The organism is Micromonospora sp. DSM 43699, assembly GCF_055517075.1.
This window is the reverse complement of the sequence record NZ_JBTMMT010000019.1, coordinates 17,682-32,099: the sequence shown is the minus strand read 5'-3', so window position 1 is coordinate 32,099 and position 14,418 is coordinate 17,682. Positions and strand designations below refer to the sequence as shown.

Genomic DNA, 14,418 nt, shown 5'->3' with positions numbered 1-14,418 from the left:
CCCGCGACGACCGGTCGACCGGGCCGCCCCACAAGGTCCACGGGGGCGGCCCGGTCGGCGGCCGGGCCGGACGGCTCCACGGTGTCGGGCCGATTCAGTCGACCGGGCCGATTCAGTCGACCGGGCCGATTCAGTCGACCGGGCCGGTCGGCGTCGTTCCCGGGCCGCTCCCGGCCGCCCAGCGGCGCAGCGCGCGGCGCAGGTTGCCGCCGAACACGTCGGCCGCCTCGGCGGTGGAGAGCCCGTCGAGCCCGACCGGGTGCAGGGTCTGCGCGAACGACACGTGGTCGAGGCTGGGGGCGAAGTCGGAACCCCAGTAGAGCCGTTGCGCCCCGAAGTGGTGCAGCAGCGTCTCGACGAAGGGCCGGGCGGCGGCGTGCGGGTAGCCCTCGGCGGGGTCGCTGACGGCGTACAGGCCGGAGACCTTGACCCCGACGTGGGGCAGCCGGGCCAGGTCGGTCAGCGGGGCGAGCCGGTCGGCGGCGGCCGAAAGGTCCGGGACGGTCGGCTGCCGGCCGGGCAGGCCGAGGTGACTGAACAGCACCGGGCACCCGTCGAGGCCGGCCAACGCCGGGCCGAGCCGCCCGGCCGCCTCGGGTGGGGCGTTGAGGCTGAGCAGCGTCGCGGTGTCGTTGAGCGTCCCGGCGGTCCGCGCCAGCCAGCCGGCGAAGGTGTCGGCGGCGGCCGGGTCGGGCAGGTACGCCGCGATGCCGGCGAACCCCGCCGACCGGAAGCGGTCCAGCCCGGCGGGGTCGACGCCGGTGACCGGAACGTACGCCAGCGGGGCGATCCAGTCGTGCGCCGCCGCGAGCCGGGCCAGGTGCCGGTTGTTGCCGGTGAACTCCGGGCCACCCTCGTAGCCGACCACGAGGGCCCGCGCGATGCGGTGTTCGTGGCGCAACGTCCGGTAGACGGCGAGTTCGTCACCCCCGGCCGGTGACCTTCCGTACCGGCCGGGATAACCGTCGGCGAACAGGTGCAGGTGGGCGTCGGCGCGTTCCATGGCCGGACCCTAACCGATTCTGAGCTGCCCATTGACGCGGGAGGACCCCTCGCTTAGGTTCTTGTCTCAATTAGGTCCGGATTATCGGACGCAGGCGAGGAGTGGACCGCGTGGTGCAGGCGCACGAGGACGTTGACGATCTGGTACGGCTGCGTCGGCAGCTCCACCAGCATCCCGAGCTGCGGTTCACTGAACAGCAGACCGCTGCCGTGCTCGCCGGGCGGCTCGCGCCGATCGCCCGGGTCCGCACCGGCGTCGCCGGCACCGGCCTGCTCGCGGAGATCGAAGGACGTACCGAAGGACCCTCGGTGCTGCTTCGGGCCGATATGGACGCCTATCCGGTGCAGGACGCCAAGCAGGTGCCCTGGGCGTCGACCAACCCGGGCGTCTGCCACGCCTGCGGGCACGACGTGCACATGACCGTGATGGCCGGTGTCGCCGCCCGGCTCGCCGCCGACCCGCCCGCCCGGGGCTCGGTGACCGTGCTGTTCCAACCGGCCGAGGAGATCCCCTTCGGCGCGACCTCCGGCGCCGCCGCGGTGCTCGCCGACGAGGCCCTGCGCGACAGGCGCTTCGACGCCGTCCTCGGCCTGCACTGCTGGCCGGACCTGCCGGTGGGGACGATCGGGGTGGACCGGCTGACCGCGATGGCGGCCAAGGACGCCTTCCGCTTCGAGGTGACCGGCCGGGCCGCGCACGCCGCCACCCCGGCCCTGGGCCGGGACGCCATCCTCGGCCTCGCCGGCATCGTCAACCTGCTGCACGCCGGGGTGGCCCGCTCCCGCAACCCGCACGAGCTGGTGGCCTTCAACATCGGCACCATCTCCGGTGGGGCCAGCCAGAGCCAGGTCGCCGAGCGGGCCGAGGCCACCGGCACGCTGCGCACCCACGACGAGGCCGTCCGCGCCCGGCTCAAGGAGGTCATCGAGCGGATCGCCCGGCAGCAGGCCGCCGCGCTCGACCTCGGGCTGCGGTTCACCTGGGCCAACGAGATGCCCCCGGTCCGCAACGCGGCGGCCCTGGTGGCGCTCGCCCGCGCCGAGCTGCCCGGGGTGGTCGAGCTCGCCGACCTCACCGAACCCCCGCTGACCACCGACGACTTCGCGCTGCTCGCCGCGCTCGGCCCCAGCCTGTACGTCAAGCTGGGCGTCACCGGCGAGCGGGGCGGCGCACCGCTGCACTCCGGCGCCTTCGACGTCGACGAACGCTGCCTCGGCGTCGGGGTGGCCGCCCTGGAGCGGCTCACCCGGGCGGTGCTCGACGGCCGGCTGGCCGCTCCCGACGGTCACGGGGACGCCGGGGCCGGCCAGCCCGGCACGGGTGACCGTGCCGGCACCGTCGAGGCGGTCGGGGCATGAGCCCGTCGGTGGCGGTGATCGGGGCCGGGGCGTTCGGAGTCCGGCACCTGGCCGGGTACCGGTCGCTCGGCGTGCCGGTGGCCGCCCTGGTCGAGCCGGACGCCGCGACCCGCGCCCGGGTGGCCGCGCAGTACCAGGTGCCGCGGACGTACGCCGACGTCGCCGAGCTGCTCGCCGACGCGACGCCGGACGCCGCCTCGGTCTGCGTGCCCGGCCCGGCGCACCGGACGGTGGCCGTGACGCTGCTCGACGCCGGAGTGCCGGTGCTGGTGGAGAAGCCGCTCGCCACCACAGTCGCCGACGCCGCCGCCATCGTCGCCACCGCCGAGCGCACCGGGGTGCTCTGCCAGCCGGGGCACCTCCTGCGGCACAGCCCACCGCACCGGGCCCTGCACGACGCGATCCGCGCCGGCCGGCTCGGCGACGTGCTCGCCGTGTCGTCCCGCCGTGACCGGCCCCGCACCCTGAGTCGGCTCTTCCCGCGCGAACACCCCGCGCTGCTCACCGCCGTCCACGACATCGACCTGGCCCTCTGGTACGCCGGAGCGCCAGTGGTCGAGGTCCGCGCGGCGGCCCGGACCCGACCCGGATCGGCGACCCCGGTCCTGGTGTGGGCGGAGCTGCGACACGCCAACGACGTGGTGTCGTCGATCCGCAACAGCTACCTGCTTCCCGAGAGCACCCCCCACCACACCTCGGACCTGGTCGAGGTGTACGGCACCGACGGGGTCGCCCACGTCGACCTCGGCCACCCCACGCTGCTCGTCCAGGGCGAGCCGACCGAGGCGCCGGACTGGCTGCTGTCCCCGGTCGACGGCGGCGGCGCGCTCGCCGCCGAGCTGCGGCACTTCCTGAGCCGGATCGACGGCACCGCACCGACGGCTGTCGTCCCGCTCGCCGACGGACTGCACGTGGTGCAGGTCGCCGAGGCCGTGGCCGGCAGCGCCGACAGCGGCGGCGCGGTCCGCCGACTCCCCTGAGCCCCCCCCACTTGTGACAGGAGCTAAAACCGATGTTTCGACGGAGATTGGCCGGCGTCCTCGCCGCCGGCATGGCCGCCGCCGCCCTGCTGACCGGGTGCGGTGGCGACGACGCCGCCGACGGCCCGGTCACCCTCAAGGTGCTGACCTGGGAGCCGGGCGGCGCCGAGTACTGGAAGCAGGTCAAGACCAGCTTCGAGGGCAGCCACCCGGACATCAAGCTGGAGATGCAGTCCGTCCCGTTCGACAAGTACCCCGAGGTGCAGGGCCCCTACATCACCTCGCAGTCGGGGCCGGACGTGATGGCCAACAACGCCGGGCTGGAGCTGTTCGACAGGCGCGGGGCGTACGTGCCGCTGGGTGACAAGGCCGCCGAGATCACCAAGGACCTGGTCACCTACAGCGGGGCCTGCGAGGGCTTCGACACCGGCAAGACCTGCTACGGGGTGCCGTTCTCCTACCAGGGCAACGTCCTGTACTACAACAAGGCCGTCCTGACCGCCGCCGGGTTGAACCCGGAGCAGCCCCCGGCCACCTGGGACGAGTTCGGGGCCGCCTGCGAGGCGGTGAAGAAGGCCGGCAAGACCTGCCTGGCGCTGGGCCTGTCCGGCACCTTCCCCGCCTACTGGGACTTCCCGGAGATCGCCCGCAACTACCTCACCGAGGACGACATCCGGGCGCTGCTCGCCGGGAAGCTGTCCTGGAAGGACCCGAAGCTGGTGTCGGTGCTCGGCAAGCTGGCCGAGATCACCACCAAGGGCTGGGCCAACAAGAACGCCCCGTCGATCACCATGCTCCCCGACGGCGCGGACATCTTCCAGCGCGGCGACGCCGCGTTCGCCGGCACCATCATCTCCGACGCGGTGAACTGGGAGGCGTTCGGCAAGGCCCTCGGCGACGACAAGCTCGGCGTCACCCGGTGGCCGACGATCGACCCGGCCGCGCCGCTCGCCGGCAAGTTCTCCGGCATCGAGGGCGCGGTCTACGGGGTCACCCAGTGGAGCGAGAAGAAGCAGGCCGGCCTGGAGTTCATCAGCTGGCTCGCCGGTAAGGAGAACGGCGAGCTCTGGGTGAAGTACGGCAAGGGACAGCCGCTGAACAAGACCGTCGACAAGGCGCTGCTGCCGTCGTCGCCGGCCTTCGTCAAGATCCAGGAGCTGGTCGCCCAGCCGACCCTGCACGCCGGCGTGATGCTCTCCGGCCCGGAGGCCGACGCCCTGGCCCGGGGCTGGCAGCAGGTCACCCTCGGCCAGCTCACCGTGGACAAGTGGGCCGACCAGATGCAGCAGGCGCTGGAGCGCAGCCCCACCAAGAAGCAGGGCAAGTAACCACCGGCGGGGGGGGGGGGGGGGGGGGGGGGGCCCCCCCCCCCCCCCCCCCGACCCGGGGAGAGGAACCCTGATGACGATCTCCACCGCGCCGGTGTCGGACCCGGTGGGCGCCGACGCCCCGCCCGCGCCGACCCGCCGGCCGCCCCGCCCCGGGCGGGCCCGGGAGTGGTGGCTCGGTGCCGCGCTGGTGCTCCCCGCCCTCGTCCTGGCCGTGCTGTTCAAGCTGGTGCCGCTGGTACGCGGGGTGATCACCAGCTTCGAGTCGTCAAGCGGCTTCGGTGGCGGCGAGTTCGCCGGGGCGGACAACTACACCCGGATGTTCGACGACCCGATGGTGCTCACCAGCTTCCGCAACGCGCTGCTGGTGGTGGCGACCCTGCCGGTGTGGATCGTGCTCCCGCTGATCCTGGCGTTGCTGATCCACCAGCGGTCCCCCGGGTGGAAGTTCTTCCGGGCGGTGTACTTCGTGCCGTACACCATCGCGCCGATCGTGGTCGGCATCATGTTCCGGCAGATCCTCGCCCCCGACGGGCCGCTGAACGCCCTGCTGCGCTTCGTCGGCCTGGAACCGCTCGCGATCGAGTGGCTCAACGGCCGCTACAGCGCGTTGTTCTCGCTGGTGGCGGTCGCCCTGTGGAGCTTCTTCGGGCTCGGGGTGATGACCTACCTCGCCGGCCTGGCCACCATCCCCGAGGAGACCCTGGAGGCGGCCTACCTGGACGGTGCCGGGTTCTTCCGGCGGCTGTGGTCGGTGGTCGTGCCGATGCTGCGCCCGACCGTGGCGTACTGGAGCGTGCTCTGCGCCTCGGGCGTGCTGATCTGGCTGTTCCCGCTGATCTACGCGCTGACCCAGGGCGGCCCGGGGGACGCCACCATGCTCCCCGAGTACCTGGTCTTCCTCACCACCTTCCAGTTCCTGGACCGCGGCTACGGCTCCGCCATCGGCATCGCCCTGTTCGTCTTCGTCGCCGTGCTGTCGATCTTCAGCGTCCGGCACATGTTCACCGAGGGGACGCGTAAGCCGCGATGAACCCGCGACACTTCGCCCGGATCGGGCGCTACCTGCTGACCTTCGCGCTTGTCGTCGTCGCCGTCGCGGCGATCTACCCGCTGCTGTTCACCGTGGTCAGCTCCGTGAAGACCCAGTCCGGTTTCGCCGACGACCCGCTGGGCCTGCCGGCCGGGATCACCTTCGAGAACTACCTGGAGGCGTTCCGCCGGATGGACATGCCCCGGCTGCTGCTCAACTCGCTGATCACCACGCTCGGCGGGTTGGTGCTGTCGGTGCTCGCCGCCCTGCTGGTCGCGTACGCGGTGACCAAGCTGCGGTTCCGGGGCGGCAAGGTGGTCTTCCTGCTGATCATCGTGACGCTGACCATCCCCAGCCAGGCGATCATCTACCCGCTCTACCAGACGGTGCTGGACCTGGGCATGTCCGGCCAGTACCAGGGCCTGATCCTGGCGTACGCGGCGTTCGGGCTGCCGCTGGGCACCTACCAGCTCGCCGGCTACTTCCAGCAGGTGCCCGACGAGCTGATCGAGGCGGCCCGGGTCGACGGCGCGGGACACCTGACCATCCTGTTCCGGCTGCTCGCCCCGATCGCCACCCCGGCCATCGCGGCGCTGGCCATCTTCAACTTCGTCTGGATGTGGAACGACCTGCTGCTGCCGCTTGTCATCATGGGCGGCTCGGACAGCAAGACGCTGATGGTCGGCGTCTCCCTGCTCAGCGGCCAGTACGACGTGTCGGTGCCGCTGGTCAGCGCCGGCCTGATCGTGGCGCTGCTGCCGGTGCTGATCGTCTACCTGGTCTTCCAGCGGCAACTCGTCTCCGGCGCGCTCGCCGGCTCCGGCAAGTGACCCCGACCGGCCGAACCCGGGTGACCCCGACCGGCTGTGCCCGGGTGGCGGCGGTCGGCCCGGTCCGGGTGACGACGGTCGGCCCGGTCCGGTGGGGGCGTCGGTGAGTGGGGCGGCCGGGCCGGGTGAGCAGGTGTGCCACCTCTACCGGCTGCGCCCCGGCGCGGAGGCCGAATACGAGCGGCGGCACGCCCGGGCGTGGCCGGAGCTGTCCGCGCTGCTCGACGAGGCGGGCGTCTACGACTACCACATCTACCGGCACGGCCTGCTGCTGATCTGTGTGCTGCGGACCCGCCGGGGTTTCGCCGACGCCCGCGCGGTCACCGCCGCCTCGCCGGTGCAGGCCCGTTGGACTGCGTCGTTGGCCCACCTGTTCGCCGAGATCGCCGACGCCGACGGCGAGCCGCTCTGGGCGTACCCGGTGTTCCACCATCCGGGGCAGCCGCCGCCGTGACGGGCGCGACCAGGCCGCGACGGCCCGGTGGGGAGGTCCCCGCCGGGCCGTCGCGGTGCCCGCCATCAGACCGCGTACGCCACCGAACCGTCGGCGCGCAGCGGGATGCGGGTCACCGGCCGACCGGTCAGGTCCAGTGGCCGGGTGTCGGTCAGGTCGAGGGTGACGCCCAGGCCCGGTTCCTGCGGCACCGGCAGGAACCCGCCCTCGCGGCGGACGCAGGCCCGCGCCGGGCCGTCGGCGAGCTGGTCGTCGAGCGGCGAGTACTCCTGGGTGACGAAGTTCGGGATGGCCGTGTCGAGCTGCACCGAGGCCATGGTGAGCAGCGGGCCGAGGCAGTTGTGGGTGACCACGGCCGCGTGGTGCGCCTCGGCCAGCGCGGCGATCTTCCGGGCGTGGCTGAGCCCGCCGGCCAGCCCGACGTCGGGCCGGACATACTGCGCGCCGCCCTGCGCCAGCAGCTCCTTGAACTCCCAGATGGTGTGCAGCCGCTCCCCGTTGGCCATCGGCACCCCCGGCGCCCGCCGGCCCACCTCGGCCTGGCTGCTCACACTGTCGATCTGGATCGGGTCCTCGACCAGCAGCGGCAGGTGCCGGGCCAGCGCCGGCACCACCGCCTGCGCCTGCAACGGGGTGAGCTTGCGGTGCAGCTCGATGAGCAGGTCGACGTCCGGGCCGACGGTGTCACGGACGGCGGCCGTGGTGGCCTCGGTCTCGGCGACCAGCCGGGCCTGCGACAGGTCACCGTAGGCTGCCGGCAGCGGGTCGAACTTCACGGCGGTGAAGCCGTCGGCGACCGCGGCGGCGGCCTGTTCGGCGAGCGCCTGCGCGCCGGTGCCGGGCAGCAGCAGGTGCAGCCGGATGCGGTCGCGCACCCGGCCGCCGAGCAGCTGCCACACCGGCACCCCGAGCCGCTTGCCCAGCAGGTCCCACAGCGCCAGGTCGACGGCGGAGACGGCGGCGGTGAGCACCGAGCCCCGGAACGGGCCCATCCGGTAGAGGTGGTGCCAGTGGTGCTCGATGCGGTCCGGGTCGGCCCCGAGCAGGTACGGCCGGAACGTCTGCACCACGGCGTGCACCGCGTCGGGATATCCCCAGCACGCGGACTGGCCCACCCCGGTCCGCCCGTCGGACGTGCGTACCTGGACGAAGTGCGCGTCCCCGCGTACCGCCGACTCCACCTCGACGATCTCCATGCCGACTCCCCCAAATTAGAGACCAATAACGGCCACAAACTTGCTTGTGCACTCTTCCATAGCCTTGGACTGCTGGTCTAGGCTCCTCAACCAACGAGCCGGAATAGGGCTCAATTATCTCTGGGGGTGTGATGGGGCAGCTCGACGACTATCGGCTGATGGCCCGGATCCGCCGGTTCGAGGAGCGGCTGACCGCCCTCAAGGACGCCGGCGAGATCCCGGGCTCGATCCACCTGTGCAACGGCCAGGAGGCCGTCCCGGTCGGCGCGTGCCGGGCGCTGCGCGACGGCGACCACGTCACCGCCACCTACCGTGGCCACGGCTGGGCGATCGCCCGCGGCGTCGACCTGACCGGCCTGTTCGCCGAGATGATGGGACGCGACTCCGCGCTGTGCGGCGGACGGGCGGCCTCGCCGTACCTGTCCGACCCGGGACGCTGGTTCGTCGGCGAGAACTCCATCGTCGGCGCCGGCGTGCCGATCGCCACCGGCGCGGCGCTCACCGCGCAACGCACCGGCAGCGGGGCGGTCAGCGTGGTCAGCATCGGCGACGGCGCGATGAATCAGGGCAACGTGCACGAGGCGCTCAACCTCGCCGCCGTGCTCGACCTGCCGCTGGTGCTGGTGGTGGAGAACAACGTCTACTCCGAGATGTCCCGGATCTCCGACATGGTGCGCGTCCGGCAGCTCGCCGAACGTGCCGCCGGCTACGGCCTGCCCGGCCGGGTGGTCGACGGCAACGACCCCGACGCCGTCGCCGAGGCGGTCACCGAGGCCGTCGACCGGGCCCGGGAGGGCTCCGGCCCGTCCATCGTGGAGGCGATGACCGAACGGCTCGTCGGCCACTACAGCGGCGACGCGCAGCACTACCGCCCGGCCGGCGAGATCGCCGCCGCCCGGCAACGCGAGCCGCTGGCCCGCATCCGCCAGGCCGCCGACGCCGACCTGGCCGCCCGGCTCGACGCCATCGACGCCGAGGTGTCCGCCGAGATCGAAACCGCCGTCACCGCCGCCCGCGCCGTCCCCCACCCGGACCCGGCGACCGCCGAGGAGCACGTCTATGTCTGAGTCGCTGCGCTACATCCAGGCCGTCAACGCCGCCCTCACCTGGGCCCTGGACAGCCGGACCGACACCATCTACTTCGGCGAGGACGTCGCGCTGCCCGGCGGGCCGTTCGGCGCGACCAAGGGGCTGCACAAGCGGTTCGGCTCCGAGCGGATCTTCGACACCCCGATCTCCGAGACGGGTTTCCTCGGCATGGCCCTCGGCGCGGCAATGACCGGGCTGCGGCCGATCGCCGAGATCATGTACGCCGACTTCTCGTTCGTGGCGATGGACCAGATCGTCAACCAGATCGCCACCATCCACTACTCCAGCGCCGGCCGCTGGAAGGCCCCGCTGGTGATCCGGATGCAGCAGGGCTACTCCCCCGGGGCGTGCGCCCAGCACTCGCACTCGCCGGAGGCGTACTTCGCGCACACCGCAGGGCTGCGGGTCGCGCTGCCGGCCACCCCGGACGACGCGTACCAGATGCTGCGCACGGCCGTGGTCAGCGACGACCCGGTGGTGGTCGCCGAGGCCCGGATGCTCTACCCGACCCGGGGCCAGGTGCGCACCGACGCCCCGGTCGAGCCCGTCGGCGGGGCCCGGGTGGTCCGCCCCGGCACCGACGTCACCGTCGTGGCCTGGTCCCGGATGGTGTCGGCGGCGCTCGACGCCGCCGGCACCCTGGCCGAGGAGGGCATCGACGTCGAGGTGGTGGACCTGCGCTGGCTCAACCCGCTCGACTTCGACACGGTCGCCACGTCGGTGTCCCGCACCGGCCGGCTGGTCGTCGCGCACGAGGCGAACCTGACCGGCGGGTTCGGCGCGGAGATCGCCGCCCGCGCCGCCGCCGAGTGCTTCACCGACCTGCGCGCCCCGATCGCCCGGGTCGCCGCCCCCGACGTGCCGATGCCCGCCGCGCCCGCCCTCCAGGCGGTCGTGGTGCCCGAGGCGGCCACCGTCGCCGACGCCGTCCGCCGGACGGTCCGGGCGTGAACGACGCCGTCCCGCCCGCCGCCGCGGGCCCACGCGACGAACGGCCGGTCGGCGCGGGCCCGTACGACGGCACCCCGCCGGCCGGCGTCGCCACCGCCGGTACCGCACCCGCCGGTCTGCTCGCCGGCCGGCGGGTGGTCGTCGTCGGCGGTGCGTCCGGCATCGGCCGGGCCACCGTCGCCGCCGCCGCGGCGGCCGGCGCGGCGGTCGCCGTCCTCGACGCCGACGCCGCCGGCGCGGACACCGCCGCCGCGCAGGTCCGCGACACCGGCGGCCGGGCCTGCGCGCACCGGGTGGACGTCACCGTCGAGACCGAGGTCGCCGAGGCGCTCGACGCCGCCGCCGCCGACCTCGGCGGGATCGACGCCGTGCTGCACGTCGCCGGGGTGATGCGCGGGCAGGGTCTCGACGTCCGGGACGTGTCGGTCGCGCTCTGGGCCCAGGTGATCGCCGTCAACCTCACCGGTCCCTTCCTGGTCGCCAAGCACGCCGCCCGGCACCTGCGCCCCGACGGCGGGGTGCTCGTGCTGGTCGGCTCGAAGGCGGGCGTGCAGGTCGGCTCCGGCTCGGTACCCTACGGCGCGAGCAAGGGAGGGTTGCACGGTCTGGCGCTCACCCTGGCCCGCCAGCTCGGTCCACAGGGGATCCGGGTGCACGCGCTCTGCCCCGGCGACATCGACACGCCGCTGATGCGACTGTCGCTGGCCGAGGCACGGGCCAACGGCACCGACGACGGACGGATCGCCGCCGTCGAAGCCGCGCTGGGTCGCCCGGAGGACGTCGCCTCGGCGCTGGTCCTGCTGGCGTCGCCGGCGAGCGCCGGCCTCACCGGCACGGTCTGGACCGGCTGAGCACCCCACCCACCAGGCCAGCGGCACACTCACGTGGAGGCACTATCGTGATCGGGATCATCGGTCCGGAGGACTCGATCCGGCTCGTCCGGGAGGTCGCGGCCGGGGAGGGCCGCGCGGAGGCGGTCACCACCCGCGCGTACACCCGCCCGGAGCAGGCCCCCGATCTGGCCCGGGAGCTGGACGAGGTGTGCCAGGTACTGCTGTTCACCGGGCGCATCCCATACGCCTTCGCCAACGCCACCGGGGAGCTGCGGGCCGAGATCGACTACGTCCCGCACGCCGGTATCGACCTCTACCGCACGCTGTCACGGATGCTGCTCGCCACCGGTGGACGACTGCCCCGGGTCAGCGTCGACACCATCGAAGCGGAGACCGTCCGGGAGACCTACCACGACATCGAGGTCGAGCCGCCCACCGAGATCCTGCCCATCGCCGACTCCTCCGGCCTGCTCTTCTCCGGCCTCGACGAGATCACCGCCTACCACCGGGAGCGGTACGCCTCCGGTGCGGTCGAGGCCTGCCTGACCTGCCTCGGCGCGGTACACCGGGACCTCGTCGACAGCGGGGTACCGGTGTGGCGTGTCGAACACACCCGGGCGTCGGTCCGCGACGCGCTGCGTCGCGCCTGGCTCGCCGCCGAGGTACGCCAGTCCCGGGCCACCCAGATCGCGGTGATGATGGTCGACCTGGGCGTCCCCACGCACCGGGTGCAGGACCCGTACCAGGCCGAACGGCAGCGGTTGCGGGTACGCGAGGCGCTGCTGGAACACGCCGAGCGGATGCGCGGTCGGCTGGCCACCATCGACGACCGGACGATGGTGATCACCACCACCCGGGGCACGGTGGAGAGCGCCCTGGCCCGGCACCGCGACGGACACGCCTCCCTGCTCACCCTGCGCGGCGTCGACGTCGAACACGCCGTCGGCTTCGGTGCCGGCACCACCATCGCCGCCGCCGAGGACAACGCCCGCAAGGCCCTGGCCCTCGGTCGGCACAGCGGCGACACTCACGTCGTCTTCCCCGACGGGGAGGTCCACTCCAGCCGGGAGATCGCCGTGCGTCCCCGGCTGCGCGAGACCGGCCCGGGCATGCTGCGCGTCTCCGAGCAGTTGCGGATCGGGCCGCTGTCCACCCGCCGGCTGCTGGAGGCCCTGCACCAGATGGACCCCGACCAGATCACCGCCCGGGGGCTCGCCGACGCGTACGGCGTGGAGGCCCGCTCGGCCCGCCGGCTGCTCAACGCGTTGCGGGCGGCCGGCTTCGCCGAGGAGGTCGGGGTGCACGTCAGCACCGGCGCCGGCCGCCCGCAGACCGTCTACCGGGTCGCGATGCAACGGCTGCTCGGCGCGATCGGGGCCGACGCGTGAGGCCCGCCGACCCTGGCCCGGCCCGCCCCACCGGCCCGGCCGGCGACCCCGGCGGGGACCTGCGCTTCACCCCGACCTATCTGGTCACCGCCACCTTCGCCGCCGACGCCGCCGCCCGGCGGGAACCGCACCGGGCCGCGCACCTGGCGCACATGCGTGCCCTGCTCGTCGACGGCACCGCCCTCGTCGTCGGGGCGCACGCCGACCTGCGCGCCTCGGTGCTGGTGCTGCGGGCCGCCGACGCGCCCGCCGCCCGCGCCCACCTCGAACAGGACCCCTACTGGCGACACGGGGTGTGGACCGCGCTCGACGTGGTCGACTACCTCGCCGCCACCGCACCGACCATCGGGAGGTCATGATGTCGTCGTTCCGCCAGATTTCCGGGGTACGGGTGCTCGGGGCCGCAGCCGCCCCGTTCGCCGCCGACCTGCTCCGCGAGGCGTGGGGCGAGGGCGGTCCCGACGCGGTGCCGGTCCGACTCGCCGCCGACCCGGCGCTACCCGAGGGCGGCCACCGCGTCGAGGTGCCGGAACAGGGCGAGATCCGGCTCACCGGCGACCCGTTCGCCGGCCTGGTCCACGCCGCCCGCGCCCTGGTCGCCGCCGCCACCCCCGCCGGGCTGCCGGTCGGCACCACCGCCAGCGCCCCCGGGCTGCCGCTGCGCACCCTGTGGACCTGGGACCACTCCACCAACTGGGACACCCGCCAGCTCGGACAGCAGGAGATCGGCGCGCTCAACCCGTACGCGAAGTCCGCCGACGCGTTCGGCGCCGACTACCGCCGGCTGGTCGACTTCTGCTCCCGCGAGCGGATCGGCGGCATCGTCGTGTACGGGCTGCTGCGCGACGCCCACGGTGGTGTCCAGGCGGCCCGCGACCTGTGCGAGTACGCCAACGCGCGCGGGGTGCGGATCATCGCCGGGGTGGGCATCAACGCCTACGGCGGGATCTACTTCGACGGCCGGCACCGCTACAACCTGGCCACCTGGCTGCGGCAGCGCCCCGACCTCGCCGCCGAACTACCGAAGAAGGTCGGCTTCGACATCGACGAGTTCGGTGACCTGCACTTCCCGGCCAGCGAGTACCTGATGGCCGCCTGCCCGTCCCAGCCGGACAACCTGGCCTGGCACCGCGACGCCGTCGACTGGCTGCTCGACACCCTGCCGGTGGGCGGGATCAACTTCGAGACCGGCGACTACGGCAGTTGCGCCTGCGCCAGGTGTGCCACGCGCACCGGGGGCGAGCGCACCTCCTGGTCGTACGAGGCGATGCGGTCGGTGTACCCGACGCTGCTGGAGACCGCCCGGCGGCCCGGCCCGGCCGGCGTGCCGCTGCGCCACCTCGTCGAGGTGTACTGGGACAACATCTTCGACCTCGACGCCCAGCGGCCCCTCGCCGACCTGCCCGACGACGTCGCCTACCAGTACTGCGTGAACCGGGCCTTCTGGTACGAGCAGCGGGACCGGTTGACCGCCGCGCACGTCGAGCGGCTCCCGCACACCACGAACGTGCTGCGCACCCACGCCGGTTCACAGTGGAACCGGCAGCGCCACTCCTGGGTGCCCGAGATGTACGCCGACATGGCGGCCCGGTCCGGGGCGGCCGGGCTGCGCGGGTTGACCATCTTCGCCGAGCCGTCCGCGTACCACCCGACCAACGAGATCAGCTACCTGGCGTACGCCCGGTTCTCCTGGAACCCGGAGCTGGCCTGGGCCGACTTCTGGCGGGACGAGGTCGCCCCCCGGTTCGGCGGTGCGGCCGAGGCGGAGGCGTTCCGCGACGGCGCGGCGCTGCTCGACGATCCGGCGGTGACCGCTACGGCGTTGACCGCCGTGTCTTCCGACGCCCTCGCCATGGTGGCGGCCACCGGCGGCGAGGTGCAGCGCCGCTGGCTGTGGCTCGCCGAGCGGACCTCGCGTCACGCCTACGCGGCCGGCTGACCCGGGTCCACCGCGGTGGACCCGGGTGGCGACGGG

At 73.6% G+C, this 14,418-nt stretch carries 14 protein-coding genes; 12 read left to right on the top strand and 2 right to left on the bottom strand.

Translation table 11 applies throughout. The annotated features are described in order from the left end of the window. Positions 1-130: 130 nt before the first annotated feature. Positions 131-1,003, bottom strand: coding sequence for an amidohydrolase family protein (locus AC0AIB_RS12615; protein ID WP_328345902.1), 873 nt, complete (start codon positions 1,001-1,003; stop codon positions 131-133). A gap of 110 nt (positions 1,004-1,113) precedes the next feature. Here AC0AIB_RS12615 and AC0AIB_RS12610 point away from each other — a divergent pair, with 110 nt between their 5' ends. The 6 genes from AC0AIB_RS12610 to AC0AIB_RS12585 all read left to right on the top strand — a co-directional run bounded on the left by AC0AIB_RS12610 (position 1,114) and on the right by AC0AIB_RS12585 (position 6,986). Further along, complete coding sequence (locus AC0AIB_RS12610) at positions 1,114-2,361, top strand: M20 metallopeptidase family protein (protein WP_465096709.1); 1,248 nt, start codon at positions 1,114-1,116, stop codon at positions 2,359-2,361. Further along, positions 2,358-3,341 (top strand): Gfo/Idh/MocA family protein, encoded by a 984-nt coding sequence (locus AC0AIB_RS12605; RefSeq protein ID WP_328345898.1) that lies wholly within the window; start codon positions 2,358-2,360, stop codon positions 3,339-3,341. Before AC0AIB_RS12610 ends, AC0AIB_RS12605 begins: the two co-directional genes overlap by 4 nt. 32 nt (positions 3,342-3,373) lie before the next feature. Beyond that, positions 3,374-4,669 (top strand): ABC transporter substrate-binding protein, encoded by a 1,296-nt coding sequence (locus AC0AIB_RS12600; protein WP_328345896.1) that lies wholly within the window; start codon positions 3,374-3,376, stop codon positions 4,667-4,669. A 73-nt stretch (positions 4,670-4,742) separates the two neighbouring features. Next, positions 4,743-5,702 (top strand): carbohydrate ABC transporter permease, encoded by a 960-nt coding sequence (locus tag AC0AIB_RS12595; RefSeq protein ID WP_328345894.1) that lies wholly within the window; start codon positions 4,743-4,745, stop codon positions 5,700-5,702. Then, entirely contained in the window at positions 5,699-6,532 is an 834-nt protein-coding gene (locus AC0AIB_RS12590; RefSeq protein ID WP_302744508.1) for a carbohydrate ABC transporter permease, read from the top strand. The genes AC0AIB_RS12595 and AC0AIB_RS12590 overlap by 4 nt, the downstream gene beginning before the upstream one ends. 103 nt (positions 6,533-6,635) lie before the next feature. Beyond that, complete coding sequence (locus AC0AIB_RS12585; RefSeq protein ID WP_328345887.1) at positions 6,636-6,986, top strand: L-rhamnose mutarotase; 351 nt, start codon at positions 6,636-6,638, stop codon at positions 6,984-6,986. Between the two features lie 65 nt (positions 6,987-7,051). On the opposite strand, the gene AC0AIB_RS12580 is transcribed toward AC0AIB_RS12585, so the two are convergent. Then, positions 7,052-8,182: a mandelate racemase/muconate lactonizing enzyme family protein gene (locus tag AC0AIB_RS12580; protein ID WP_465096708.1), complete on the bottom strand. Its 1,131-nt coding sequence runs from the start codon at positions 8,180-8,182 to the stop codon at positions 7,052-7,054. A 131-nt stretch (positions 8,183-8,313) separates the two neighbouring features. Between AC0AIB_RS12580 and AC0AIB_RS12575 the strand changes: the two genes are divergently transcribed. From AC0AIB_RS12575 to AC0AIB_RS12550, 6 genes are read left to right on the top strand one after another with little or no spacing between them, the layout of a single operon-like run. Continuing rightward, a complete protein-coding gene (locus AC0AIB_RS12575; protein WP_465096707.1) occupies positions 8,314-9,249 on the top strand; it encodes a thiamine pyrophosphate-dependent dehydrogenase E1 component subunit alpha in 936 nt (311 codons plus the stop codon). Continuing rightward, the gene (locus tag AC0AIB_RS12570; RefSeq protein ID WP_328345881.1) at positions 9,242-10,222 is read left to right on the top strand and encodes an alpha-ketoacid dehydrogenase subunit beta; all 981 of its coding nucleotides are present in this window, start codon (positions 9,242-9,244) and stop codon (positions 10,220-10,222) included. Before AC0AIB_RS12575 ends, AC0AIB_RS12570 begins: the two co-directional genes overlap by 8 nt. Then, on the top strand, positions 10,219-11,073 hold the full coding sequence (locus AC0AIB_RS12565; RefSeq protein ID WP_328345879.1) for an SDR family NAD(P)-dependent oxidoreductase: 855 nt from the start codon (positions 10,219-10,221) through the stop codon (positions 11,071-11,073). Before AC0AIB_RS12570 ends, AC0AIB_RS12565 begins: the two co-directional genes overlap by 4 nt. Before the next feature lie 47 nt (positions 11,074-11,120). Continuing rightward, the gene (locus tag AC0AIB_RS12560; protein ID WP_328345877.1) at positions 11,121-12,443 is read left to right on the top strand and encodes a helix-turn-helix domain-containing protein; all 1,323 of its coding nucleotides are present in this window, start codon (positions 11,121-11,123) and stop codon (positions 12,441-12,443) included. Continuing rightward, positions 12,440-12,802 (top strand): YciI family protein, encoded by a 363-nt coding sequence (locus tag AC0AIB_RS12555; protein WP_465096706.1) that lies wholly within the window; start codon positions 12,440-12,442, stop codon positions 12,800-12,802. Before AC0AIB_RS12560 ends, AC0AIB_RS12555 begins: the two co-directional genes overlap by 4 nt. Then, positions 12,802-14,382 (top strand): hypothetical protein, encoded by a 1,581-nt coding sequence (locus AC0AIB_RS12550; RefSeq protein ID WP_328345873.1) that lies wholly within the window; start codon positions 12,802-12,804, stop codon positions 14,380-14,382. Before AC0AIB_RS12555 ends, AC0AIB_RS12550 begins: the two co-directional genes overlap by 1 nt. The last annotated feature ends 36 nt before the right edge of the window (positions 14,383-14,418 follow it).